The organism is Corynebacterium pseudopelargi, from assembly GCF_003814005.1.
GTDB classification, from domain to species: domain Bacteria; phylum Actinomycetota; class Actinomycetes; order Mycobacteriales; family Mycobacteriaceae; genus Corynebacterium; species Corynebacterium pseudopelargi.
Genome location: NZ_CP033898.1, coordinates 1,692,306 through 1,716,220 on the forward strand (window position 1 = coordinate 1,692,306; position 23,915 = coordinate 1,716,220).

A 23,915-nucleotide genomic window follows, 5' to 3' on the forward strand; every position below is an offset into this window, starting at 1 on the left:
GCAGACATACTAAAACCCCGGTCCCAGATTAAGAATTCCGGGACCGGGGTATCACTCCCCTGTTGGGGGAAGTGCGTGCTTTTTAGTGATCGACGGCTGCTTCCACGCCCACACCGGTGAGCGAGCGAACTTCCATCTCAGCCTGGAGATCATCCAGATTGTCAGGCTTGCCCACGTAGGTACCAACCACACCGGCGATAAATGCCAGCGGGATGGAGACGATGCCGGGGCTGCTCAGCGGGAACCAGTGGAAATCGACGTTGGGGAACATCGAGGTCTCGGTACCGGAGACGGCCGGGGAGAACACGATCAGTACCAGCGCGGCTACAAGGCCGGTGTACATCGAGGCCACAGCACCGGTGGTGTTGAAGCGCTTCCAGTACAGCGAGTACAAGATGGTGGGCAGGTTGGCCGAAGCGGCGATGGCGAAGGCCAGGGATACCAGGAAGGCCACGTTCTGCGACATTGCCAGGATGCCCAGGATGATCGAGGCAACGCCGATCACCACAACGGTGATGCGGGAAACGCGAACCTGCTCTTCTTCCGAAGACTGGCCATCGCGGAGCACGGCATCGTAGATATCGTGTGCCACCGATGCGGAGGCGGTAATGGCCAGACCTGCCACCACGGCGAGCACGGTTGCGAAGGCCACTGCGGAGATCGCTGCCATAAACAGCGGGCCCCAGAGCTCAAGTGCGAGCAGCGGTGCTGCGGCGTTCGCGCCACCTGGTGCTGCAAGGATGGTGTCGGGGCCAACCAGAGCGGCGGCACCGAAGCCCAGAGCCAAGGTCATCAGGTAGAAGGCACCGATGAGCACGATAGCCCAGGTCACGGAGCGACGAGCCTCGGTTGCGGTCGGCACGGTGTAGAAGCGCATGAGCACGTGCGGCAGACCTGCGGTACCAAGGACCAGCGAGAGGGCCAAGGAGATGAAGTCGAGCTTGGTGGTAGCGCTCTTGCCGTACTTCATGCCCGGCTCAAGCAGTGCCTGTGCCTCGTAGCCCTTTTGGGCGATGTACTCGGAGTTCGCATGCGTTTCGACTGCGCCATCAAACAGTGCAGACATACCGCCCTTGATGCTGACGAATACCAGCACCGTCATGATGCCAACGCACAGGATCAACAGCACGGCTTTGATCATCTGCACATAGGTGGTGCCCTTCATGCCACCGACCAGCACGTAGATGATCATGATGACGCCAACGACGGCCACCACGATGGACTGTGCGGTCTTATCGTGCAGGTCCAGGAGCACGGATACCAGCGAACCAGCGCCGGCCATCTGCGCGATGAGGTAGAACAGCGACACGAACAGGGTGCCGAAGGCTGCGGCCACGCGCACTGGCTTTTGCTTCAGGCGGAAAGAGAGCACGTCGGCCATGGTGAAGCGGCCCACGTTACGCAGAGGCTCAGCCACAAGCAGCAGGGCGACGAGCCATGCAACGAAGAAGCCGATGGAGTACAGGAAGCCGTCGTAACCATTCAAGGCAATCGCGCCGACGATACCGAGGAAGGATGCGGCCGAGAGGTAGTCACCCGCAATAGCCAGGCCGTTTTGACGCCCGGAGAAGCTGCCGCCGCCGGTGTAGAAGTCGGAGGCTTCTTTGGTGGACTTACCTGCGCGCAACACCACGGCCATGGTGACCACGATGAAGGCGACGAAGACGGCAATGTTGAGAAGTGGGTTGCCGGTTTGCGGCGCGTCGGCCGCTAGATATGCAGTATTCATTGGGCTTTCCTAGCCTTCCATCTGCTCGCGGATGGCGGCCGCTTTGGGCTCGATGTTCTTATTCGCGTACTTCACATACACCCAGGTGATGATGAAGGTGGTGAGGAATTGCAGGAGGCCAAAGACCACACCTACGTTTACCCGACCAAATACCTGGTGTCCCATGAAGTCCGGGGCGTATGTAGCCGCGAGGACGTAGACCAAATACCAAAGGAAAAAGGCAATGGACATGGGGAAGGTGAAAGACCGGTAGGTCTTTTTTAGGTCGGCAAATTGCGGGCTGGCCTGCATTTCGCGAAACTCTTGCGCGCTTGGCTGCCGCCGCTGGCGCTGGGGTGCTGCACTCATGAGGAAGGAGCTCGCTTTCTGTTCGGATCTGCTTGTTTCGTAGCTTGATACACACCACATCGCTTTGTGGACGGCGTCACAGCATACGTTCCTGTTGAAAGTTACATGGCTCACGTTTAGATCGAAAGTAAATCTTTGGCAAAAGGGTGTTTGCAAGCTTCACATCACCCCCGAAACGCCTCTAGCTGCAGCGTTTCCAAAACATTTTCACCCCTGCAAAGAGCAAAAGCCCACCTTTGCTAACTTTGCAAAGCAACAATTAACAAAGCGGGTTCAGTGCGTAGCGCACAACGTGCCCCCCCCCCAAAAAAAAAGCCGAAGCACCCGAGCAGACCAAGCCGCCCGGGTGCACAAAAGACAGATAAGCTGCTACTTGCCCCGAAACTCAGGGGCGCGCTTTTCTACCCTCGCAAGACGAGCCTCCTGGGCGTCCTCACTTGCCCAGCACTGAGAAAACAGCTCTTGAGCCGCGGCACTGAGCTCATAACCCGCATCGTCGGCATTGAGCACCTTCTTCAGCTGCTCTACCGCAAGTGGCGCCCTGGTGGTCATCTCCTGGGCAAAATTGCGTGCAGCCTGATCATCACCACCGTGAGCAAAACCAAGATCTACCGCGCGATCAGCCTGAATACGTGAGGCACCAAGCAACATTTGGCGAGCCACTGCCCCACCGAGCAAATCTTTGGCACGGTGAATAGTCCAGGCATCGAGTGCAAAACCAAGGGCTGCAGCCGGAATACTAAACCAGCCACGCTCGCCTACCACCCGCAAATCGCAGGCCAAGGCCAATTGCGTACCAGCACCCACCGCCGGGCCTTGCACATTGGCAATCACCGGCACGGGCAAATGCACAATAGCTTTGAGCATGGCGTGCAAGTGCACCAAAAAGCCATCACCATATACGCCTTCGCCCTGCCCACCTAGATCAGCGCCGGCGCAAAAGGCGCGCTCATCGCCGCTGATCAATACCGCACGCACGCTACGGTCACGTTTATATGCCTGTGCCGCCTGCTGCAGGGCCTCAGTGATTTCCTGGCACAACTGCGCATTGAGCGCATTGCGCTTTTCTGGGCGATCAAGCTGAAGCTCAAGCAGCGTGCCTGCAAGGCGCTGGGTTAGTTGTTCGCTCACTGACGCACCTCACCGGGGAATTCGAAGGGGCTTTGAAACAGCCTGCCGCCTTCATCATCCATGCTGGTGATGGCCTGCATTTGTTCGTCGGAAAGCTCAAAATTGAAAATGTCGGCGTTTTCAAACTGGCGTTGCTGCTGCGAAGACTTCGGCACAGCAGAGCAACCGAGCTGCACAAGCCAGCGAAGTACCACCTGAGCGGGAGTTTTTTCAAGCTCATCTGCGATGCTCACAATCTTTGGATCGCCGAGCAAATCGCCGCGACCCAAAGGCGACCACGCCTCCGTCATCACACCGAGTTCTTTATGCACCGCACGCAACTGCGCTTGAGAAAAACCAGGGTGCAACTCCACCTGGTTTAGCACGGGCGCGATGCCGGTGGCCTGGATGATCTCCTCTAATACCTCGGGGTAGAAGTTCGCCACCGCAATGGAACGAAGCTGGCCAAGACCTTGGATCTTTGCCAGAGCCTCATAGGACTCCACATACAAGCCTCGCTGCGGCCAAGGCCAGTGCACCATCATGCAATCAATGAACTCCATGTCCAAGCGCTTCAGCGAAGCCTGGAACGCCTGCTGCACTTCCTGATCACCCTGCTGGTTATTCCACACCTTCGAGGTGATGAACAGCTCTTCTCTTGTGACATCGCCTGCAGCAATCGCTTCACGTACCGCCTGGCCTACCGCCTCCTCATTCTTATAAATGGCGGCAGTATCAATGTGGCGATAACCCACCTCGATGGCTTCGCGCACTGCTCGAATGCACTCGGCACCCTCTAAATTCCAAGTGCCAAATCCAAGCACTGGCATCTCGGAACCATCATTGAGGCTCACGGTTGGAATGTTCACTTCTGCTTGACTCATGCCTTTCATTGAACACCTTTGACCCCACCCCCGCTAGGGATTGGCAAATTTTAGGCCAACGCCCGGTTCGGGGGCACCTGCAATAGCGCCGGCGACCATACAAAAGCAGGTGGTTCAACACGCGTGGGGGTAACTGGGCCAGTAGATAGCGCCAAAGGCGCTCCAAGGGCTCTATCCCCTGGATAGCATGAGCGTATGACCCGCACCTCAGCTCAAGAACTCATCGATGATGTCCTCGACCCCGGCTCCTATCAATCCTGGGATAGCCCTCCGGAATACCACGATATCTCCGAGGATTATCGCGCCAGCTTGGCTCGCGCAAGGGAAAAATCGGGGGTAGATGAATCGGTCATTACCGGCGAAGGCACCATCAATGGCCAAGCCGTGGCCGTGGTACTCAGCGAATTTGGGTTCCTTGGCGGATCTATTGGTGCAGCAACGGCGCGAAGGATTATCGACGCCATCCACAAAGCCACCGATCAACGCCTTCCGCTGCTCATCTCGCCTTCTTCAGGTGGCACCCGCATGCAAGAAGGCACACCAGCATTTGCACTCATGGTCTCTATTACCACCGCGGTATATCGCCATAAAGACGCCCATCTGCCCTTCATGGTGTACTTGCGCAACCCCACCACCGGTGGCGTGATGGCGTCGTGGGGTTCAGCGGGGCATATCACCTATGCCGAGCCCGATGCACTGCTTGGATTCCTAGGCCCACGCGTAGTGGAATTGACCACCGGCAGAACCATCGAAAGCCACATCCAATCAGGAGAACATCTTGCAGCAAGCGGAGTCATCGATGGTGTGATCCCACCCGAGCAATTAGCAGCGTCCGTGTCCAAGCTCATGCGGATCCTTCAAGCACCATCGCCTCGTGCTGAAGAGGAACCACCAGCCGCACCTGCTCCCGGCCCGACACCTCCAAGCGCATGGGAGTCGATTACCGCTACCCGGGAGGATGATCGCCCCGGTCTTGGAGATTTGCTCAATGCACTCGGCGAGGACAACTTTATTGAGCTTTCCGGCTCCGGCGATGGAAGAACCTCACAGGCAATCCGCATTGTCTTGGCGCGCATGTTTGATCAGCCCGTGGTGATCATCGGCCAAGATCGCCACCAGCAGCCACCGATTGCGCAGGAAGAAATGGGCAATGCCGCGCTACGTGTTGCCCGCCGAGGCATCCAATTGGCCCATGAGCTTAAAATCCCCCTGATCTCCGTAGTAGATACTCCCGGTGCAGAATTAAGCGCCGAGGCAGAAACAGGAGGCATGGCAGGTTCCATTGCGCGCACGCTGAGCGAGCTGGTGTCAGTCGATGTGCCCACTGTCTCTGTCATCTTGGGTCAAGGCTGCGGCGGTGGCGCCCTGGCCATGCTGCCAGCCGATATCGTATTAGCCGCCGAGCACGGCTGGCTTAGCCCCCTGCCACCAGAGGGCGCATCTGCGATTATCTATCGCGATACCGAGCACGCGCCCCAGATGATGGAAGAACAGGGCGTGCAGGCAGCACAACTGTTAGCCGCAGGAGTCATTGACAGGATTGTGCCCGAACACGATGGCCTGATCGAGGCAGTCTTGGCGCATATTCACAAAGCGCTGTGGGATCTCCACACCGCTCCCCAGCGTGTTGGGCGCGAACAAAGGATGCGCCACTACGAAAAGCTGGCCGATCGGCTGAGCTAAGCTGCTTGTTGCTGTGAGGGGGCGTGGTAAGGACACGCCCCCTCACAGCAAACCCCGCCGATCCCGGCTGCGGGCACACAGCGGCAAGCCCCGCACAGCAAGCCCCGCCTACCCCGGCCGCAGGCACACAGCGGCAAGCCCCGCACCCCGGAAACATAAAAACAACGCCGACGTAAAAGCTACGTCGACGTTGTACGAGGTGTGGTCGTTTTTACTTGGTATCGAGCAAGTCGATAACAAAGACCAGGGTGCGACCAGACAGCGGGTGTCCGCCGCCTTCGGGGCCGTAGGCTGCCTCCGGCGGGATGGTCAGCTGACGGCGGCCGCCAACCTTCATGCCGGGGATGCCCTCTTGCCAACCAGCGATGAGGCCGGACAGTGGGAATTCGATGCTTTGACCGCGATCCCAGGAAGAGTCAAACTCTTGACCAGTTTCGAAGTCCACACCAACATAGTGCACCTCGACGAAACCGCCGGGTTGTGCTTCGGCGCCATCGCCTTCCACAAGGTCGACGATCACGATGTCTTCAGGTGCAGGACCTTCAGGTACCTCGATCTGGGGCTTTTCCATGGACATTTTTCAGTCTCCTAGGTAGGGGTCTGTCGTTTGTCTGCCTAAGCCTTTCTCAAGGCTTCAGCAAGACATTTCGCACTATCTTACCCAGCCACCTGGCACTTCGCTGCAATGTGCAGGTCAGAGCGGGCAGACTATGCACAGGTTCTTATCAAAATCCTGTATCTTCTCGCGTTTTCAAGCTTTGACACCTCACGCTTCATTCTTGGCATAAAACAATGCCCACGGCCTTTTGGCTCGTGGGCATTGTGTTGGTGTTGCGCTTATCGCATCAGCGATCTTTTTAGCGCTCTTCGCGCGGGGTGACCTTGCGCAGTGCCTCGCCGGTGTACACCTGGCGCGGGCGGTTGATCTTGGTGGTGGTGGAAAGCTGCTCGCGGTACTGAGCGATCCAGCCGGGCAGGCGACCAATGGCAAAGAGCACGGTGAAGAAGTCCGTGGGGAAGCCCATGGCGCGGTAGATCAGGCCGGTGTAGAAGTCCACGTTCGGGTAGAGCTTGCGGGAGACGAAGTAATCGTCGTTGAGTGCAATCTCTTCGAGCTTCATGGCCAGATCCAGCAGATCGTCGCCGCCGAGGTGCTCAAGGATCTCGTGTGCGGTTTCCTTCACGATGGCCGCACGCGGGTCGTAGTTCTTGTACACGCGGTGGCCGAAGCCCATCAGGCGTACGCCCTTTTCCTTGTTCTTCACGCGGTTCATGAAGTCGGTGGCGTCGCCGCCGTTTTGCTTGATTTCTTCAAGCATCTCCAGCACGGCCTGGTTTGCGCCACCGTGCAGCGGGCCGGACAGGGCGTTGATGCCACCGGCGATTGCCACGAACATGTTGGCCTGTGCAGAACCAATCATGCGCACGGTGGAGGTGGAGCAGTTCTGCTCGTGGTCTGCGTGCAGGATGAGCAGCTTATCCAGGGCCTTTGCCACTACCGGGTCTACCTCGTAGGGCTCGGTGGGGTAGCCGAACATCATGCGCAGGAAGTTCTCGCGAGCATTCAGCGAGTTATCCGGGTACATGTAGGGCTGGCCCTTGGATGCGCGGTATGCGTAGGCCGCCAGCATCGGCACCTTCGCCAGCAGGCGAACGGTGGCCTTGTCCAGTTGCTCCTCGTCGAGGGGGTTGAGCTGATCCTGGTAGTAGGTAGACAGAATGTTCAGCGAGGAAGCCAGCACTGCCATCGGGTGGGAGTTGCGCGGGAAGATGTTGAACTGCGCCTTGAAGTCCTCATCCAGCAGGGTGTGGTGGCGGATCTCGTCGTTGAAGTTACGCAGCTCTTCAACGGTGGGCAGGTGACCCTTGATCAGGAGGTAGGAAACCTCGTTGAAGGTGGCGTTTTCGGCCAGGTCGGCAATGTCGTATCCGCGGTGGCGCAGGATGCCCGCATCGCCATCGATGTAGGTGATCTTGGATTCGCAGGAGCCGGTGGAGACATAACCGGGGTCGAAGGTGACCAGACCAGTTTCGCTCAAAAGCTTGTCGAGGACAATGCCGTTATTGCCCTCAGAAGCTTCGATGAGGTTCATCTCATACTCGCCACCGGGGTAGTGGAGAACGGCCTTGTTGTTGTCAGTAGCCACAACTTCCCTTTCCTTGTGGCCCCCGGCGATCAAGTCTGCATCGCATTTGCGCCTGGGCCAACGTTTCTTCGGGTCCGCGCGCAATCTTGGGGTTGCTCAAGATCGCACTTTCGAACGATGGTGTTCATGTTGTTTTTCTTCCAATGGGCAGCTCGTACTGCCATGGATCACAGCCTAGTCTAGCAAAGTTTGTGATACACCCTACATTGCAAGAAAATTCGGAATGAACTCGCAGTGTTTTACCCCCAACCTGCCTTCCGGCCACGCCTCAGCCGGGGGCTATGCAAACTTTTTCGCCGTAGCATTTCGCTTGTCGACGCCCCCTGTCGTGCTTCAGCTCACGCACGCAGCACCACTCCCCGACCTTCATTCCCACCCCTGTTTGAGGTAGTGCGCGGTACGATCAGCAGGTCTGGATTGCTTCAAGCAATCACCCGACACCGCCCACTGCTTGCTAACCAGGAAAGAACATGAGCGAATTTCCATCGTTGCCCAAAGATCTCATCCCTTCGGATGCTCGTTTCGGCTGCGGCCCTTCTAAGGTTCGCCCGGAGCAGCTCCAGGCCGTTGTCGATCACGGCATCGACATCATTGGCACCTCTCACCGCCAGCCTGCTGTGAAAGACGTTGTTGGTTCTGTTCGCGAGGGCTTGGCCTCTTTGTTCTCCCTGCCCGAGGGCTATGAAATCGTCCTCTCCCTCGGTGGCGCCACCGCCTTTTGGGATGCCGCAACCTTCGGCCTGATCGAGCAGCAATCCGGTCACCTTGCCTTTGGTGAGTTCTCCTCGAAGTTCGCCCAGGCCTCGAAGAAGGCCCCTTGGTTGCAAGAGCCAACCGTGATTAGCGCGGAACCAGGCGATGCACCCGCACCGCAGGCCATGGAAGGCTGCGATGTGCTGGCGTGGGCTCACAATGAAACCTCCACCGGTGCCATGGTGGAAGTTGTTCGCCCCGAGGGCAGCGATGGTTCCCTGATCGCCATCGACGCCACCTCCGGTGCCGGCGGCTTGCCAGTGGATATGAGCCAGGCCGATGTGTACTACTTCTCTCCTCAGAAGTGCTTCGCCTCTGATGGTGGCCTGTGGTTGGCTGCAATGAGCCCGGCTGCCATTGAGCGCATTGCCAAGATCAATGCCTCGGATCGCTTCATCCCGGCCTTTTTAAATCTCCAAACTGCTGTGGAGAATTCCCGCAAGAACCAGACCTACAACACCCCGGCCGTGGGCACCTTGCTCATGCTGGATAACCAGGTGCAGTGGATGAATGAAGCCGGCGGCCTCGACGCGATGGTGGCTCGCACCTCTGCGAATGCCAAGGCCTTGTACGACTGGGCCGAGGCGCACGAGCACGCCTCCTGCTTTGTCAGCGATCCCGCCAAGCGCTCGCTGGTGGTGGGCACCATCGATTTTGATGATTCCATCGATGCTGCCGCCCTTGCCAAGGCGCTGCGCGCCAATGGCATCTTGGATGTTGAGCCTTACCGCAAGCTTGGCCGCAACCAGCTTCGCATTGGTATGTTCCCGGCCATTGATACCGAGGATATTGTCACCTTGACCAAGGCCATCGACTACACCATCGAGCACATGGCTTAAACCGGCTCGATCGCACACCCCGCGCGAATATGAGGAGTTTTATTCTCCTTTCGCGCGGGGTGCATGCGTTATGGTGGAAGACATCAATTGCGCGCGGCGTTGATGCAATCGAAGAAACGGAGTGCGAATATGCGCGAACTTCGCCTGATCCCCGAGGAATCAACTCATTCTTCGCTGGTGTTTGAGGCCAGCGACAATCAAGAACAGTTCTTCTTGGCTGTCGATGATTCGCTGCGCAATGCGCTCAACGTTGCTCAACCTGAAAGCCCTGAGCCAGAGCACAACGAAGATGAACAGCCCGAGCAGGCGCAGGTGGAGGCAGAAGCAACAGAGAAGCCTTCACGCCAGCAAAAAGAGGTTGACCCGCGCCTGACTAACCCGCTGAAGATGCGCCCGCGTGAGATTCAAGAGCGCCTTCGTCGCGGTGGCACCATTGCAGAGCTTGCACAAGAAAATGGCGTGACCGAATCGCGCATCGAGCCTTTTGCACACCCGGTTTTGCTGGAGCGTTCCCGCATTGCCAATATGGCCAAGCAATCCAATCCCGTGCGCGATGATGGCCCGGCACAACTTACATTGTGGGAAATCCTGGCCACCGCCTTCGCCGCCCGCGGCATGGAGCTACAAGATGCCACCTGGGATGCCTACCGCGATAGCGCGAATCAGTGGGTGATCAAGGTGACGTGGCAATCGGGTTTGAGCGAGCAAAGTGCCGAATGGAACTTTGTATTGCACGGCGCCGGCGCCAAAACTACCGTGGCGCGCAACGCCGTGGCCGCCGATTTGATCGACCCCAACTTCGCGCAACCTGTACGCAATTTAAGTGCCGTACAACAGCAGCCCGAAGTAGAAGAAGTTGAGCAAGAAGAGGAAACCACCGTCGAAGGTGAGCTCTTGCAGCATCCTGAACCACAGCCGCGGAAGCGTCGAAAAGCTGTAACGCCAAGCTGGGAAGACGTGCTGCTTGGGGTGCGCACCAACACCAAACGCCCGAGGTCATAAGCACTCATGGCTGAAACCTCGGAGCACCAAACGGTTGTCACGCTGTGGTATCTCACCACCGCGGATCCAGCCGCAGTGATTCAATTGCAGCCCAAGGCCGACCGCGGATTCGGCCGCAAATTGCTGGCACAACTCAACCCCTTGTGGCCGATCACGCCAATTGGGCAATTTGCGCTCAACCGTTCCGCACAGGCCTCAAAAGACGAGTTCTATATCGCCGGATTCCCCGGCTTGAGCATCGTCCAAACCTGCCTTGATACCGCCGCGCCTTCTGCCATCCCTGAACAATTGCGCCAGGCCATTCCCGCCGCCGAGGTGTATGCATTTTTAAGCGAGCAGCGCACTGGCCTTGGTGGTTTTGCGCATTGGAAAGGTGGTGCGCTGAAGCGTTCCTTCGCGGCGATGCGCGAGCGAGTGTTTGAAGATATCGGCCTTCCAGAACCTTTTGAGCAACCCTATTGGGCAGGAGAGACTGCAGAGCCGATCGGCGGTATTGCCCTGCCCTTCGTGCCCTTGGAATTGGTAGAAGCAGCACAGCGCGCCTGGCTCGGCTTTGATCCAGCAAACGCCAATGACATCAACGTGGTGGCCTATGCCATTGATGGGCGCCCAGAACCTAAGGTGGCAACTCCTAAAGCCACGATCGGGCAGGTGGCGCAGGCGGCGTCGGCAAAGCTTGGTTTGGGCGAACAGCGTCGCGATTATGACGATTATGAAGAACACGAGGAGCCGGAGCGAGAACTCGATGAGTACCTCGCCCAGGGCACCTCAAAGGCTCGGGGATGGCTTCACAGCGCTTCGAGTGCAGTGTCAAAGACGTGGCAGAACATCAAAGAGCGTGTGCGCCACGTTGATCGACCTTAAGGCTGCGGTCGCGTTCATAAAAGGCAATGGCCGCAGCGGTGGCCAGGTTTAAAGAATCGGTGCCCTCAGCCATAGGGATTCTCGCGCGGATATCGGTGGCTCGCATCGTCTTTTCGCTTAAACCTGGGCCTTCTGCCCCAACTAAAAGAGCCACCTTTTCAAAGGGCTTGCCCGATGCATCGACTAGGGCATCTGCTAAGTGGGCGGCGTTGGCGTCTGGGGTTAGCGATACGAGCCTGAAGCCGGCTTCGCGGAGTTGATCCAATTCTTTGTGCCAGGTGGCCCTTTTGCCACCAAAGCTGGCAAAGGGGGTGCGCAGCACGTGGCCCATTGATACTCGCACTACCCTGCGGTACAGCGGATCGGCGCATCCATTGCCAAAGAGCACGGCATCAACACCCATGCCTGCGGCGTTGCGAAACATCGAGCCAATATTTTCATGATCCCCCACCCCTTCAAGCACCGCGATGGTTGTAGCACCCTGAATCGCCTGCTCGATGCTCATCTCCTCTACGCGGTCTGCTGCAGCCAGCAGCCCGCGGTGCATATCAAAACCTGCGACCTTTGCCAGGGTGGGGCGATCGAGACTATAGATTTCTACGTCTTGGACCAGCTCACTGATGCCCGGTTCGGCCAGGAAGGATTCCAGCTTGGAGGGAAATCCGATGAGCTTTCTCACCGGGAAGCGCGATGCAAGCAGCCTGCCTACCACCAAGGGGCCTTCGGCGATCACCAATCCCTTGCCGCCTGGAAGATCTGGGCGCTGGTCTGAATGATTCAGATCGCGGAAATCATCTAGGCGGGGATCGTCTGGGTTGGTGAGGTGCTCAAGCATGGGCTTTATGCTACTGCCTTATGGTTAACCCACCGCAGCGAGGATGGGATCCATGGCGAAGTAGACCACGAACAGGGCTGAGATCAGCCACATAATCCAGTGGATTTCTTTTGCCTTTCCAGCAAACAGTGCCATCAAGGTAAAGGCGATGAAGCCAACACCAATGCCATTGGCAATGGAGTAGGTAAAGGGCATTACCACGATGGTTAGGAAGGCCGGCAGGGCGATGTGGAATTGGTTGAAGTCGATGTCTCGAACCTGGCCGATCATCAACGCACCAACGATCACGAGCACTGGTGCGGCAGCCTCGATCGGTACCACCTCGTACAAGGGGGTGAGGAACATTGCCAGCAAGAAGAGTAAGCCGGTGACCACATTGGCCAGGCCGGTCCTTGCACCATCGGCAATACCTGCCGCGGAATCCACGTAGACGGTATTGGAGGAAGCCGAAGCGCCACCGCCAATAATGGCGCCAGTACCTTCGACGATCAGGGCCTTTTTCATATCGGGCAGCACGCCTTGGGCGTCGACAAGCTCAGCCTGCTTACCCAGTGCCGTCATGGTGCCCATGGCATCGAAGAAGTTGGCCAACACCAAGGTAAAGAGCAACAAGGTCGCTGCCAAGGCGCCGACGTGGCTAAAGGCACCAAAGATGGAGACATCGCCAACGATGGAAAGGTCCGGGATGCCGCCGAAGCCATCGGGGAAGGTCGGTACTGCGAGGTTCCAGCCGCCTACCGGATCATCGGCAGAAGAACCGGCACCAGTGATGGCCTCTACCACCATGGCGATGATGGTGGTGAGCACGATGCCGATAAACAGGCCGCCGCGCACATTGCGGATGACCATGAAACCGCAGATGATCAGACCGAGCACGAACACGAAGGTTGGCCACGAGGCGATGGATCCGCCGGTGCCCAGGCTTACTGGCACGGTGGTGTGGGCGGCATCGGGGATGCGGCGCACGAAGCCTGCATCAACTAAGCCGATTAAGGCAATGAACATACCAATGCCCACGCTCATCGCGGCGATCATTGACGGTGGGATGGCGGCAAAGACCGCGGTGCGGAAACCAGAGACGGCCAGGATCACGATGACGATACCGTCGAGGACCACCAAGCCCATTGCTTCTTCCCAGGTCAAACCTTCAGAAGAGACCATGGTCACGGCAACGAGGGTGTTAATGCCAAGGCCTGCGGCGATGCCGAAGGGATAGCGGGCAATTAAACCGAAGGCAATGGTCATCACACCTGCGGCCAGTGCCGTTGCGGCGGCAACTTGGGGGATGCCGAGGACTTTTCCATTGACGTCTTCACCGGTACCCAGGATCAGTGGGTTCAGGATGATGATGTACGCCATGGCAAAGAACGTGACTACACCTGCACGGATTTCAGTGCCGATGGTGGAGCCGCGTTCAGAGATTTTGAAATATCGATCCAACGCAGACTGCTGCGTTGTAGAAGAGCCTGAAGCTTCCATGCTGTTCTCCGAACATGATGAGGGTATTGACAGCGCACCTGCCGGAACGATATTCCCACTTTCTTGGATACAGTTCCAAACTTGCTAAGGCTGCCGGGGGCACGCCCCCTGCCCCACCGAGGCCTTTAAAAGAAGCAAGGCCGCACCGCAGAAGCATCGCAGAAGCACCGCAGAAGCACCGCCGAGCGATCGCGAGCAAGCGTATTGCTATCGCACCTGGAAGCGCTCGGGGCGTTCGTCGTCGAAGGCTTTGTTGTCGTTGGTGCTCAAAGGCTCGGCGGGCGGTGTATCGGAGTGCGCGCCACAGCCAAAGTCTTCTGCCACCACGTGGCCATCTGCTGAGTATTCATTCACGCACGCACCACCGGCGAAGGCCTTATTGGCTACCGGGAGGAAAAAGGCGCAGGTTTTGCAGTGGAATTGGGCATGGCGCGCAAAGGGTGAGCTGGGGCCAAAATCGCCTGATTCGAGTCGTTCTTGTGCTTCTTTGAGGCCGTAGCCACTCAAGTGGCGTGGGGCTTCGCCTTCTAGGCGTGGATCATCTGCGCGTGGGGGCAGCACGTCTTTTGGCCCGAGATCTCCTGGGCGAACGCGCTCGTGATAAGGCACCCACGCTGGTGCTTTGAGTGCGTCTCCGCCTTGAACCAGGGCCACTTCGTTGATGGTCACCGCTGTGTTGCCTGGCGCCCAGGCCACCACAGCATTCCACTCCCAGCCGCTATAGCCTTCTACCTCGGCTCGAAAGCGGTGGGTGGCTGCATACTTGCTTACGCCTTTGACTCCGATGTGCTCGCCTACTTCTCCTTCGTCGAGCGCTTCGAGTGCTTCACGCGCGGCAGCTACGGCCTTGGCGTCGAGCAGTGGCCCGGAGGACCTTCTTTGCTTGTTACGTCTGCTAGCCACAGTGCCATTATCCATGCCGCACTGGCTCTATGATCGTTGCCATGCCCAGCAACCATCGCCTCTTCACCCCTTACGCTATAGCCCTTTGCACAAGCCTTGGGCTTCTTCTTGGCGGCTGCCAGAGTGCTGAGCAGCAACAACCCGAGGCGATGCAGGTGGAGATTTTAGAAACTCGCCCCTTTGATCCAAGTGTGTTCACCCAAGGCATTGAGGTCACTGATCATGGTTTGCTTGTCTCCAGTGGCATGTACGGCCAAAGCAGCATTTTTTATCGCGATGATCAAGGCAATCGCCTGCATGAACAGCAGCTTGAACCGGAGCTTTTTGGTGAGGGCAGCACGCAATTTGGCAACACGGTCTGGCAGCTCACTTGGCGTGCTGGCGAGGCCATCGAGCGCGATGCCACCACCTTGGAGCAGCGCCGCCGAGTGCAGTATGAAGGCGAGGGCTGGGGTTTGTGCTCTTTTGATGATGTGCTGGTGATGTCCGATGGCACGAGCACATTGCGCCTGCTTGATCCCCATAGCTTCGAAGAACGAACCCGCTTAGAGGTACAGGGGCTTTCGAGTGCTGATTCCAAGATCAATGAGCTTGCCTGCGTCCAAGGCGATGATGGCCGTGAGGTATATGCCAATGTGTTTTTAAGCACCAATGTGCTCAAGATCAGTCTGGATGATGATTCTGCCGAGCTTCGTGGGCTTATCGACGCCTCCTCTGTGCCCAACCGGGCTGTTTCAAACCCCGATCATGTGCTCAATGGAATTGCGAATATCCCCGGCAGTGATGAATTTTGGATCACTGGTAAGCGTTGGCCGGATATCTATCGCGTGAGATTTCACTAAGGGCAGATAAGATGCAGGCTTATGGTCAGTTCTCGCACACGCATGAAGAATGCTAAACAGATCGGCTTCCTTGCTATTGCCGTGGTGATTGTCTTGGTGGCAACCCTTGTGTTCCAGCAATGGTGGGGTGATAGAAAGCAGCGAGAACCAGAAGAAGTCAGCATCACTGTAAGCGCTGCTGGCCAAAGCTTAGAAGTGTTCCCCTTTAGCATCTGCGAACCGGGCGTGCCCTGCGAGGAAGCAGAGGTGCCGGAGATCAGCCTTGGCAAGGATGACAGCCTTAAGGTCACGGTGCCGGAGGATGTCGCCGATCACGATTGGACGCTGCTGAAGATCTACGACGACCCTAAAGCAAACGACGAGCAGGCTTTCGGTCCTCATGAAGCAACCGAGGCATCGGCCCCGGCAATGGTGGAGGAATATGAAAGCAAGCTCGTCGTGTGCGAGGTGACCTCAATTATGATCGGCCACGACGATGAGGGCAATGAAACGCCCTACCGCGTGACCTGGTCGGTGCGCGCGAAGATCAACGATTAAGCATCAAGGTCTTTAGCAAGTGCGCGAAGGATCTTGGCAATCTGTCGGCCTTCTGCGCGCTCTGGATAACGCCCGGCAGCCAGCGGTGGCATCACGCGCTGTTCCAGGGTGGTCACCAGATCAGCCACGAGGCTATTGAGCTCTTCGGGCTTGCGCTTGTGGCGCGTGCGGGTCTCGCGCTTGGGCTGCTCGAGCACCTTTAACCGCAGCGCCTGCGGGCCGCGCCGGCCAGCGGCAAAATCGAATTCAACGCGTTGGCCTTTGTGCAAGCTTTCTACGCCCTTTGGCAGCACGCTTTGGCTAATAAATACGTCTTCTTCGCCTGGGTTGCTGGCAAATCCAAAGCCGCGCTCAGGGTCGTACCATCGGATGGTTCCAATAGGCATTGGGAATCCTCCTCATCATCTTCGTCTTGATCGTTTTCATGGTGTTTTCCATGCCATAGCATGTGCGCCTTGAGACTGCGATGCCCGTGGTTTATAGGCGTTGAACACTCGAATGGCTTTGGATTGTAGTCGTACATATATAACACTTTCTGGTGCCCGCTTCCTTCCCGCGGCAGCCAGCGCTGTGAGCGATTCCATACCTTTTAACCCACCTCAGTGAACCTTTTTGTTCACATTGCCCACATTCGCAACATTATCGAAGCCAAAACGTGACACTTTCGTTATAAAGCGCTAGTGTGTTCTCAAGCCTGCAGGGAGCTAGGCATCACCGATGTCGGTTTGCACCTTGGGATATGCCCTTGGCATGATGAGGCACCTGCAGAACGAAAGCAACGTTCACACAGTGAAACGAGCAATCGTGCTCGCCTAAACTATGTAGCCCCAATCAAGGGCTATGACGACGAGAGGAAAATTCCCCACATGGCACGTCACGCCCGCAAGAACAACCGCACCCTGACCAAGATCGCTACCTCTACCGTAGCCGTCGGCGCCGCAGCAGCAATGCTTGCTCCTAACGCTTCTGCAGCCCCCGATTCCGACTGGGATCGCTTGGCACAGTGCGAGTCCGGTGGCGACTGGAACATCAACACCGGCAATGGCTACTACGGTGGTCTGCAGTTCTCCCACGGCACCTGGGTTGGCCACGGTGGCCAGGAATTCGCTCCCCGCGCTGATCTGGCAACCCGCGAACAGCAGATCGTTGTGGCAGAGCGCGTGTTGGCTAACCAGGGCTGGGGCGCATGGCCTGCTTGCTCGGCTTCCCTCGGCCTGAACTCCGCACCTTCCCAGCGCACCGCACCTGCTGCTCCCGCTCCTGCGGTAGCTGCAGCAGAGGCTTCCATCTTCGCGCCTGCAGATGCCCTCTACAACCAGGTCAAGAGCCAGCTTCGTGCCCTCGGCCTGCCGGTTCCTGCAGAGCTCGATGCCTCCTACCACGCACTGCGCGGCAACGTTGAGGCCTTCTACAACGCCAACGCTGCGTTGATCGACTCCGTGCTGGCATTCAAGATCTAACAAGATCGCACACAGCCTTAAGAAAGGGAGCCACCGATACCGGTGGCTCCCTTATCTTGTGTAGAGCACGGATGAATGCCTCTGGGAACAGAGGCGCCGCCTCTTAGCGGTTAATGCGCGTATAGGGGTGAACGTAGCCGACCTGTTCCGGCGGCACGGGCAGCTCAATATCACCAAAAGGCGTTTCCGCCCCGGCAACCTTTGCCACCATTTCGGTTACTGCATGTCCATCACCGGGGACGTGCTTAGGCCAGCCCGGATCAACGTATCCCTTTTTCTCCATGTTTGCCATGTGCCCTATTCTTCCAAATCACGGGAGAAAAAGTCACCTCCTTTGGGCGTTAAACTTGTCTACATCATGGCGCACTCTCATACCCGAAGCTTTGTTGATTGGCTTCGATCTTTGGATCAACAGGCCCTCGCTGCCTTGCTAGGCGCACGCCCAGATGCCCTCGCCCCGCCCCCACCGGGGATTACGTCGCTTGCAGAACGGCTCTTATTGCCCGCTTCCTTGCGCCGAGCAGTGCTACAAGCCCACGCCTTCGACATCGCACTGCTCCACGTCGCCGCATCACAGGGGGCAGAATTCAGCCCAATTGTTGCCCCCGATTTGGTGCAAAGCCTCCTGCCCATCCTCCAGCGCGAAGCCCCAGAAATCACCACACAGCGGGTAGCAACCCTCGTGGAACAATCCCAGGAACACCTTGCCCAGTTGGGGCTGTGCATGAATTTTTCTGAAGGGATGATGATTCCCCGCGGTGTGATGAGCGCACTGCCTTCAGGTTTAGAACCCGCCATCGCCTTCGAGCCTTCGCAACTCCAAAGCCAATTAGATGGCCTTGATCAAAAACAGCGCGCCATCATCGACACGCTCAATCACGGCGGCGGCACCGGAACCACCAGAGATGCAGCCATTGACGCTGATCCACAACGCCCAATTCCGCAGCTCATCGCCAAAGGGCTGCTGCTGCGCATTAATGAACACACCGTGCGCCTGCCCGCGATGGTGCGCGCCGCGCTACGCGGGCTCACCCCGGCTGCACCCACGCTGTTGCCCCCAGACAACTGGCCGCCGGTGTATCCGCAGGATCTGGCGGCCAATGATGCCGCCACCGGCGCTGGCCTTGAGATAGTAAGGCTCATGCGCACTGTGATCGAATACCTCGGCCAGCACCCAGGTGTGCTGGTCAAAAGCGGTGCGCTTGCCCAAAGAACCACCCAGCAGCTATGTACGGCCCTCGAGATTGATCAAGAGGTGCTGGCACAGTTGCTCAGCGTGGCAGTGGCAGCTCGCCTGATTGCCCGCGGCGAGCCCCAGCCGCTTCCGGCAAGCGATACAGGTGGCGATTATCTCGCCCCCACCTCGCAAGCCGATGCATGGATGACGCAGCCCATGGCGAAGCAATGGGCACACCTTCTCGAGTCTTGGTGGCTGCAGGCCAATTGGGCGTTGTGGTTGATCGGCACCCCGGATGCCAAAGGCCAAGCACACAAGATCTTCAGTGCCGATACCATCCTCCGGGACTTGCCGCAGCGTCGACAAGCGCTGCTTGAAGCGGCAGCGGCCAACGGTGGCAGCACCAAGCGCATCGAACAGGCTTTGGCATTTGCCCACCCCATCTTGGCGCTCAACATCAGCACCGAGGAAATCGAAGCACAGCTGCGCAACGCCATGTGGATTGGTGCCCTAGGCCCAGATCTCGCACCCACGGCGCAACTGGTGGCATTGATCCAGCAGGATTCTGTGCTGCCGGCATGCGAGGCCGCAACCCCGGATCCCGTGGAGTACTTCATCCCTCAAGGCGATATGACGGTGCTGGTGCCAGGGCCTTTAAGCCCGAAGATCGAAGCGGAATTAAAACTGCTTGCGCAGGTGGAATCTCCTGGGCTGGCCAGCGTGTATCGCTTAAACGACGCCAGCATCAGACGGGCTTTAGATGCAGGACGCACCGCAGCAGAGATCAAGGAGTTCTTCCACCGGCACACCCTCGGTGAACTCCCCCAGGCCGTGGGTTTTTTGGTCGATGATGCAGCCCGAAAGCACGGCAGTATCCGAGGTGGGGCGGCCTTAAGTTATATCCGAAGCGATGATGAAGCCCTCTTGCAAGAGGCGATACGGGCAGATAGCTCCCACCGCCTCGGCTTGCGTCGAATAGCTCCTAGCGTTGCTATTGCTCAAGTACCCCTGGTGCAGGTCATTGAGCAGCTCCGGGCAGCAGGGCTCATGCCGGTGGCCGAGGACGATCAAGGAGTGGCCTTGGATCTGCGCCCTGCACCAAGCCGCATCCCCCTTGCCCCTGCACCCCAGGCAAGCAGTACCCAGCCCAGCATTGAGGCGGCACTGAAAGCGATTGAGGCAGGCGATGCGCTCAACCGAGCAGCAGAACATGCATCCACCACCACCCCATCGAGTGCCAAAGAAACCCTCGGGCTGCTTCGCGCAGCAGTACGCGCCAACCAGCAGGTGATGCTTGGATTCGTGGATAACACCGGGCGGGTGCAAAGAATACTTGTGGCACCGGTGGATGTTTCTGCAGGCAAATTGAGCGCGGTGGAAGCGGCAACGGACAAGGTGGAGCACTTCCCGCTGCATCGCATTACAGAAGTCGGGCAGATTCAAGGCTAGACTGGAGCGTCTGATTCTTTCCGGCCTCTCAAGGAGCGAAGAACATGGCCTTTGGCTCTGGTCCCCTCATTGTGCAATCCGATAAAACGGTCTTGCTCGAAATCGATCATGAGCAAGCAGGCGCTGCCCGAGCAGCCCTTGCGCCTTTTGCTGAGCTCGAACGCGCACCAGAACACGTACACACCTACCGGATCACGCCCTTGGCCTTGTGGAATGCCAGGGCGGCCGGCCACGATGCAGAGCAGCTTGTCGACGTCCTAGAGCGCTACTCACGCTTTCCAGTACCGCAGGCGCTGCTCATCGACGTAGCCGAAACCATGGCGCGCTACGGACGCGTGCGCCTGATCCAGCACCCCGCCCACGGCTTGGTGCTCGAAAGCCAAGAACCTGCGATCCTGGCCGAATTGCGCCGCCATAAGCAGGTCAAAGACATGCTGGGCACACAAATTGATCAGCACAGTATCGCCGTATTTCCCTCCGAACGCGGCAGGCTCAAGCAGGCCTTGCTCAAGGTGCACTGGCCGGCCGAAGACCTCGCCGGCTATGTCGACGGCGAAGCGCACCCCATCGCGCTTTCCACCGCCGAGGAACAGTGGGCGTTGCGCGACTACCAACAATTGGCAGCGGAGTCGTTTTGGGAAGGCGGCTCCGGTGTGGTGGTACTGCCCTGCGGTGCAGGCAAAACCATGGTGGGTGCTGCAGCAATGGCCAAAGCTCAAGCCACCACCTTAATTCTGGTAACCAATACCGTGGCTGGGCGCCAGTGGCGAGATGAGTTGTTGCGCAGAACCACGCTGAGCGAAGAAGAGATTGGCGAATACTCAGGCGAAAAGAAGGAGATTCGCCCCGTGACCATCGCCACCTACCAGGTGGTAACGCGCAAAACTCAAGGCGAATACCGCGCGCTTGAACTTTTCGATTCCCGCGACTGGGGCCTGATCATCTACGACGAGGTGCACCTCCTACCCGCGCCGGTATTCCGCATGACCTCCGATTTACAGTCGCGCCGGCGCCTCGGGCTCACAGCAACCTTGGTGCGCGAAGACGGCAGAGAAGGCGACGTCTTTTCGCTCATTGGCCCAAAGCGCTATGACGCCCCCTGGAAAGATCTAGAGATGCAGGGCTATATCGCTACCGCCGAGTGCGTGGAGGTTCGCACCTCGATGAGCGAATCGGAGCGGATGCTCTATGCCACAGCAGAGCCAAAGGATCGCTACCGCATCGCTGCTTGCGCCGGGTCGAAAATGAAGGCCATCGATGCGTTATTACAACGCCACGAAGGTGAACCCACCTTGATCATTGGTGCCTTTATTGATCAATTAGAAGAAATTGCACAGCACCTGCAAGTACCCGTCATTGAGGGCAAAACCAGCACCAAGAAGCGCGAGGAGCTCTTTCAACGCTTCCGCGATGGTGAGCTGCGCACCCTGGTGGTAAGCAAGGTGGCTAACTTCTCCATTGATTTACCTGAAGCAGCCGTGGCCATCCAGGTATCTGGCACCTTTGGTTCGCGCCAAGAAGAAGCCCAGCGGCTTGGCCGTTTGCTTCGTCCGAAAACTCAGGGCAATGAGGCGCATTTTTATACCATCGTCAGCCGCGACAGCCTCGATGCCGAATATGCAGCGCATCGGCAGCGTTTCTTAGCCGAACAAGGCTATGCCTATCACATTGTGGATGCCGACGATCTGCGCGAGCAGCGCTAAAAACTCGCCGCATCCAACCCCATCCCCTGTTAGCCCAGTACGGGCAGGGGTGTGGGGGCCGTGGGGCGTCGACAAGCTCAAGCCAAGCCCACACCGAGCCCACACCAAGTCCCGGCCTACCTGAAAGCCAGACGCGGAGGCTCACATAAGAGCGCAAGACGCTAGGCTTAGAGGCTATGGCTAACTTTCACTTTGATGTCGATACCGAATACGCCAAGAAGCACAATGAGCTGCTCAAAGATACCAAGCGTTTACAGATTTCTGCCGCTTTGTTCGGCCTGATTCAGCTTGGCATTGGCGCGGCATTTTATGCCTGGCTCGGTGCTGGCATGGGCACCATCATCCTGGTGGTCTTTGCTGTGATGGCCTTGATTAGCTTTGGCATGATCGCTGTGATTCCCAAACAGGTGGGCAAGGTCAATGAGCTCTATAGCGCCTATCCCCTGTGCCCTGCGGTAATTGCCAAGGTGAATCCCCGCGATGTGGTGTTGTTGGCGCTGGTGAATATCAACCAGGACCAAAGCCTCCCGCCGCGTTGGGGTTTAGCAGCCCGCACGGTAAGCAATCTCGATGGGCACGCCCGAGCAGAGGGCGAAAAGGTGCCGGCGGTGGCGGTAACGGGGCGTCGTTCCTCGCGCAACACCACCACTTGGGATGAGATTACGCCGATGCCGATTGCCTGGGGTACACCCGATCAGGCGGTGATCAAGCGCGCCAAGCAGGCCATCCCCCAGCGCGATTGGGATTTGCTGCAGCGTCACAGTGGTGACCTTGAGGCCGTGCGCGCCACCAAGTATGACCTGTTGGAGCTGAAGTAATGGTTGCGCGCTTGGCGGAGTTTCAAGAAACGATTTTTGCCACCATGAGCGCGATGGCGCAGCACTATGATGCCATCAATCTCGGGCAGGGGTTTCCTGATCAAGACGGCCCTGCAGCGATGCTGCACAAGGCCCAAGCAGAGATCGCTGCTGGCAATAATCAATACGCCCCAGGTCCTGGTATGCAGGTGTTGCGCGAGGCTGTGGCTGCGCATCAACGCCGCTATGGCCTCGATGTATCCCCGGATGAGGTGCTCGTTACCGTGGGCGCCACAGAGGCGATCAGTGCCAGTGTTTTAGGCCTTGTCGAGCCCGGCCAAGAAGTGATCGTTGTTGAGCCCTTTTATGATGCCTACGCCGCTGCTATTGCGTTGGCGGGGGCCAAAAGGGTGGCAGTGCCGTTAAAGCCTTCGGGCAAGTCTTGGGATTTGGACGTCGATGCCATCGAGGCAGCCATCGGCCCGAATACGGCCATGCTGATCATCAACAATCCCCACAATCCCACGGGTGCTGTGTTCAGCGAGGCTTCGATGCAGCGTCTTGCCTCAATCCTGCAACCCCATGATGTGGTGGTGCTATCGGATGAGGTGTATGAGCATTTGCTTTTCGACGCCCAACGTCACCGCCCCACCTGTAGTTATCCGGGCATGGCGGCCCGGACCATTACTGTCTCATCGGCGGCGAAAACCTTCAATGCCACTGGCTGGAAAACGGGCTGGGCCATTGCCCCGGTGGAGCTTTTAGCCAAGATCCGCCAGGCAAAGCAGTACCTGACCTATGTTGGCGCGAGCTGTTTCCAACCCGCTGTGGCTTATGCCTTGGAAGAAGAAATGGCCTGGGTTGAAGATCTGGCCCAAAGCCTCGAGCGCAAGCGCACGCTGTTGGCCGAGGCTTTGGAATCTGCTGGTTTCCAGGTCCATGACTGCCCCGGCACCTATTATTTGGTGGCTGATTTTAGTGGCTTGAGTGATCGTTCTGGCCGCGAATTTTGCGAGCAATTAGTACAAGAGCACGGCGTGGCTGCCATTCCGATTGAAGTTTTTTGTGATCACCCTGAGGGTTGGGAGCGCAAGATTCGCTTTGCTCTTTGTAAGCAGGAAGATGTAATCCGTGAGGCTGCGAAGCGTTTGGCTTTGCAGTCTTAGGGGGTGTAGATATAGCAAAAACGCACCCTGGTGTGGGGTGCGTTTTTGTGTTGTGAAGTTGTTGGTCGGCGGTGTCTTACTCTCCCACACCCTCCCGGGTGCAGTACCATCAGCGCTATCGGGCTTAGCTTCCGGGTTCGGAATGGGTCCGGGCGTGACCCCGATGCTATAACCACCGACACGTTTATGTTGTTTGGTGTTGTTTGGG

22 protein-coding genes and 1 rRNA gene are annotated in these 23,915 nt (G+C 57.9%); 11 read left to right on the forward strand and 12 right to left on the reverse strand.

The annotated features are described in order from the left end of the window. Positions 1–82: 82 nt before the first annotated feature. The 4 genes from CPPEL_RS07915 to CPPEL_RS07930 form a co-directional block, all read right to left on the reverse strand. Positions 83–1,729, reverse strand: a complete 1,647-nt coding sequence (locus tag CPPEL_RS07915; protein ID WP_123960604.1) for a solute symporter family protein — start codon at positions 1,727–1,729, stop codon at positions 83–85. Positions 1,730–1,738: 9 nt separating this feature from the next. After that, positions 1,739–2,077 carry a DUF485 domain-containing protein gene (locus CPPEL_RS07920; RefSeq protein ID WP_123960605.1) on the reverse strand — a complete coding sequence of 113 codons (339 nt, stop codon included), beginning with the start codon at positions 2,075–2,077 and terminating at the stop codon, positions 1,739–1,741. A gap of 369 nt (positions 2,078–2,446) precedes the next feature. Beyond that, positions 2,447–3,208 (reverse strand): enoyl-CoA hydratase, encoded by a 762-nt coding sequence (locus tag CPPEL_RS07925; RefSeq protein ID WP_123960606.1) that lies wholly within the window; start codon positions 3,206–3,208, stop codon positions 2,447–2,449. After that, a complete protein-coding gene (locus CPPEL_RS07930; protein ID WP_425453779.1) occupies positions 3,205–4,080 on the reverse strand; it encodes an aldo/keto reductase in 876 nt (291 codons plus the stop codon). Before CPPEL_RS07930 ends, CPPEL_RS07925 begins: the two co-directional genes overlap by 4 nt. Before the next feature lie 186 nt (positions 4,081–4,266). On the opposite strand from CPPEL_RS07930, the gene CPPEL_RS07935 reads away from it, so the two are divergent. Further along, positions 4,267–5,754, forward strand: a complete 1,488-nt coding sequence (locus tag CPPEL_RS07935) for a carboxyl transferase domain-containing protein (RefSeq protein WP_123960608.1) — start codon at positions 4,267–4,269, stop codon at positions 5,752–5,754. Between the two features lie 211 nt (positions 5,755–5,965). Here the strand turns inward: CPPEL_RS07935 and fkpA are convergent, their stop codons facing one another. Together fkpA and CPPEL_RS07945 are read right to left on the reverse strand one after the other, a co-directional pair. Further along, positions 5,966–6,325, reverse strand: coding sequence for an FKBP-type peptidyl-prolyl cis-trans isomerase FkpA (fkpA, locus tag CPPEL_RS07940; protein ID WP_123960609.1), 360 nt, complete (start codon positions 6,323–6,325; stop codon positions 5,966–5,968). A 286-nt stretch (positions 6,326–6,611) separates the two neighbouring features. After that, positions 6,612–7,901 (reverse strand): citrate synthase, encoded by a 1,290-nt coding sequence (locus CPPEL_RS07945; RefSeq protein ID WP_164470399.1) that lies wholly within the window; start codon positions 7,899–7,901, stop codon positions 6,612–6,614. 470 nt (positions 7,902–8,371) lie between these two features. Here CPPEL_RS07945 and serC point away from each other — a divergent pair, with 470 nt between their 5' ends. The 3 genes from serC (at position 8,372) to CPPEL_RS07960 (ending at position 11,359) form a co-directional block, all read left to right on the forward strand. Then, positions 8,372–9,493 (forward strand): phosphoserine transaminase, encoded by a 1,122-nt coding sequence (gene serC / locus CPPEL_RS07950; protein WP_123960610.1) that lies wholly within the window; start codon positions 8,372–8,374, stop codon positions 9,491–9,493. A gap of 129 nt (positions 9,494–9,622) precedes the next feature. Next, positions 9,623–10,495: a septation protein SepH gene (gene sepH, locus CPPEL_RS07955; RefSeq protein WP_123960611.1), complete on the forward strand. Its 873-nt coding sequence runs from the start codon at positions 9,623–9,625 to the stop codon at positions 10,493–10,495. 6 nt (positions 10,496–10,501) lie between these two features. Then, positions 10,502–11,359 (forward strand): DUF6928 family protein, encoded by an 858-nt coding sequence (locus CPPEL_RS07960; RefSeq protein ID WP_123960612.1) that lies wholly within the window; start codon positions 10,502–10,504, stop codon positions 11,357–11,359. Here the strand turns inward: CPPEL_RS07960 and CPPEL_RS07965 are convergent. The 3 genes from CPPEL_RS07965 to CPPEL_RS07975 all read right to left on the reverse strand — a co-directional run bounded on the left by CPPEL_RS07965 (position 11,325) and on the right by CPPEL_RS07975 (position 14,591). Beyond that, the gene (locus tag CPPEL_RS07965; protein ID WP_123960613.1) at positions 11,325–12,194 is read right to left on the reverse strand and encodes a TrmH family RNA methyltransferase; all 870 of its coding nucleotides are present in this window, start codon (positions 12,192–12,194) and stop codon (positions 11,325–11,327) included. The genes CPPEL_RS07960 and CPPEL_RS07965 overlap by 35 nt on opposite strands. A 24-nt stretch (positions 12,195–12,218) precedes the next feature. Beyond that, a complete protein-coding gene (locus CPPEL_RS07970; RefSeq protein WP_123960614.1) occupies positions 12,219–13,673 on the reverse strand; it encodes an NCS2 family permease in 1,455 nt (484 codons plus the stop codon). A 207-nt stretch (positions 13,674–13,880) separates the two neighbouring features. Beyond that, on the reverse strand, positions 13,881–14,591 hold the full coding sequence (locus CPPEL_RS07975) for a DUF3027 domain-containing protein (RefSeq protein WP_425453780.1): 711 nt from the start codon (positions 14,589–14,591) through the stop codon (positions 13,881–13,883). A gap of 26 nt (positions 14,592–14,617) precedes the next feature. Between CPPEL_RS07975 and CPPEL_RS07980 the strand changes: the two genes are divergently transcribed. After that, entirely contained in the window at positions 14,618–15,418 is an 801-nt protein-coding gene (locus CPPEL_RS07980) for a glutaminyl-peptide cyclotransferase (RefSeq protein WP_123960616.1), read from the forward strand. Between the two features lie 21 nt (positions 15,419–15,439). Further along, complete coding sequence (locus CPPEL_RS07985; RefSeq protein ID WP_123960617.1) at positions 15,440–15,955, forward strand: DUF2771 domain-containing protein; 516 nt, start codon at positions 15,440–15,442, stop codon at positions 15,953–15,955. Here CPPEL_RS07985 and CPPEL_RS07990 read toward each other — a convergent pair. Then, the gene (locus tag CPPEL_RS07990; RefSeq protein ID WP_123960618.1) at positions 15,952–16,341 is read right to left on the reverse strand and encodes a cold-shock protein; all 390 of its coding nucleotides are present in this window, start codon (positions 16,339–16,341) and stop codon (positions 15,952–15,954) included. The two genes, CPPEL_RS07985 and CPPEL_RS07990, sit on opposite strands and share 4 nt — an antisense overlap. Before the next feature lie 480 nt (positions 16,342–16,821). Here CPPEL_RS07990 and CPPEL_RS07995 point away from each other — a divergent pair, with 480 nt between their 5' ends. Continuing rightward, positions 16,822–17,415, forward strand: coding sequence for a resuscitation-promoting factor Rpf1 domain-containing protein (locus CPPEL_RS07995; RefSeq protein WP_123960619.1), 594 nt, complete (start codon positions 16,822–16,824; stop codon positions 17,413–17,415). Between the two features lie 103 nt (positions 17,416–17,518). Here CPPEL_RS07995 and CPPEL_RS08000 read toward each other — a convergent pair whose 3' ends face one another. After that, a complete protein-coding gene (locus CPPEL_RS08000) occupies positions 17,519–17,707 on the reverse strand; it encodes a hypothetical protein (protein ID WP_123960620.1) in 189 nt (62 codons plus the stop codon). Positions 17,708–17,773: 66 nt separating this feature from the next. Between CPPEL_RS08000 and CPPEL_RS08005 the strand changes: the two genes are divergently transcribed. The 4 genes from CPPEL_RS08005 to CPPEL_RS08020 all read left to right on the forward strand — a co-directional run bounded on the left by CPPEL_RS08005 (position 17,774) and on the right by CPPEL_RS08020 (position 23,707). Then, the gene (locus CPPEL_RS08005) at positions 17,774–20,041 is read left to right on the forward strand and encodes a helicase-associated domain-containing protein (RefSeq protein WP_164470400.1); all 2,268 of its coding nucleotides are present in this window, start codon (positions 17,774–17,776) and stop codon (positions 20,039–20,041) included. A gap of 44 nt (positions 20,042–20,085) precedes the next feature. After that, positions 20,086–21,744: a DNA repair helicase XPB gene (locus CPPEL_RS08010; RefSeq protein WP_123960622.1), complete on the forward strand. Its 1,659-nt coding sequence runs from the start codon at positions 20,086–20,088 to the stop codon at positions 21,742–21,744. Positions 21,745–21,920: 176 nt separating this feature from the next. Next, entirely contained in the window at positions 21,921–22,562 is a 642-nt protein-coding gene (locus CPPEL_RS08015) for a DUF3239 domain-containing protein (RefSeq protein ID WP_123960623.1), read from the forward strand. Next, positions 22,562–23,707 (forward strand): pyridoxal phosphate-dependent aminotransferase, encoded by a 1,146-nt coding sequence (locus CPPEL_RS08020; protein ID WP_123960624.1) that lies wholly within the window; start codon positions 22,562–22,564, stop codon positions 23,705–23,707. The genes CPPEL_RS08015 and CPPEL_RS08020 overlap by 1 nt, the downstream gene beginning before the upstream one ends. Before the next feature lie 63 nt (positions 23,708–23,770). Here the strand turns inward: CPPEL_RS08020 and rrf are convergent. Beyond that, positions 23,771–23,887, reverse strand: a 5S ribosomal RNA gene (gene rrf, locus CPPEL_RS08025). Positions 23,888–23,915: the final 28 nt, after the last annotated feature.

Bases quoted from the DNA above. Each gene is read 5' to 3' on its own strand.
- CPPEL_RS08015 (WP_123960623.1), top strand. From the start codon at position 21,921: ATGGCTAACTTTCACTTTGATGTCGATACCGAATACGCCAAGAAGCAC.
- CPPEL_RS08010 (WP_123960622.1), top strand. From the start codon at position 20,086: ATGGCCTTTGGCTCTGGTCCCCTCATTGTGCAATCCGATAAAACGGTC.
- CPPEL_RS07965 (WP_123960613.1), bottom strand. From the start codon at position 12,194: ATGCTTGAGCACCTCACCAACCCAGACGATCCCCGCCTAGATGATTTC.
- CPPEL_RS07935 (WP_123960608.1), top strand. From the start codon at position 4,267: ATGACCCGCACCTCAGCTCAAGAACTCATCGATGATGTCCTCGACCCC.
- CPPEL_RS07985 (WP_123960617.1), top strand. From the start codon at position 15,440: ATGGTCAGTTCTCGCACACGCATGAAGAATGCTAAACAGATCGGCTTC.
- CPPEL_RS07920 (WP_123960605.1), bottom strand. From the start codon at position 2,077: ATGAGTGCAGCACCCCAGCGCCAGCGGCGGCAGCCAAGCGCGCAAGAG.
- CPPEL_RS08000 (WP_123960620.1), bottom strand. From the start codon at position 17,707: ATGGCAAACATGGAGAAAAAGGGATACGTTGATCCGGGCTGGCCTAAG.
- CPPEL_RS07915 (WP_123960604.1), bottom strand. From the start codon at position 1,729: ATGAATACTGCATATCTAGCGGCCGACGCGCCGCAAACCGGCAACCCA.
- CPPEL_RS07975 (WP_425453780.1), bottom strand. From the start codon at position 14,591: ATGGATAATGGCACTGTGGCTAGCAGACGTAACAAGCAAAGAAGGTCC.
- fkpA (WP_123960609.1), bottom strand. From the start codon at position 6,325: ATGGAAAAGCCCCAGATCGAGGTACCTGAAGGTCCTGCACCTGAAGAC.
- CPPEL_RS07970 (WP_123960614.1), bottom strand. From the start codon at position 13,673: ATGGAAGCTTCAGGCTCTTCTACAACGCAGCAGTCTGCGTTGGATCGA.
- CPPEL_RS07980 (WP_123960616.1), top strand. From the start codon at position 14,618: ATGCCCAGCAACCATCGCCTCTTCACCCCTTACGCTATAGCCCTTTGC.
- CPPEL_RS07990 (WP_123960618.1), bottom strand. From the start codon at position 16,341: ATGCCTATTGGAACCATCCGATGGTACGACCCTGAGCGCGGCTTTGGA.
- serC (WP_123960610.1), top strand. From the start codon at position 8,372: ATGAGCGAATTTCCATCGTTGCCCAAAGATCTCATCCCTTCGGATGCT.
- CPPEL_RS08020 (WP_123960624.1), top strand. From the start codon at position 22,562: ATGGTTGCGCGCTTGGCGGAGTTTCAAGAAACGATTTTTGCCACCATG.
- sepH (WP_123960611.1), top strand. From the start codon at position 9,623: ATGCGCGAACTTCGCCTGATCCCCGAGGAATCAACTCATTCTTCGCTG.
- CPPEL_RS07995 (WP_123960619.1), top strand. From the start codon at position 16,822: ATGGCACGTCACGCCCGCAAGAACAACCGCACCCTGACCAAGATCGCT.
- CPPEL_RS08005 (WP_164470400.1), top strand. From the start codon at position 17,774: ATGGCGCACTCTCATACCCGAAGCTTTGTTGATTGGCTTCGATCTTTG.
- CPPEL_RS07930 (WP_425453779.1), bottom strand. From the start codon at position 4,080: ATGAAAGGCATGAGTCAAGCAGAAGTGAACATTCCAACCGTGAGCCTC.
- CPPEL_RS07960 (WP_123960612.1), top strand. From the start codon at position 10,502: ATGGCTGAAACCTCGGAGCACCAAACGGTTGTCACGCTGTGGTATCTC.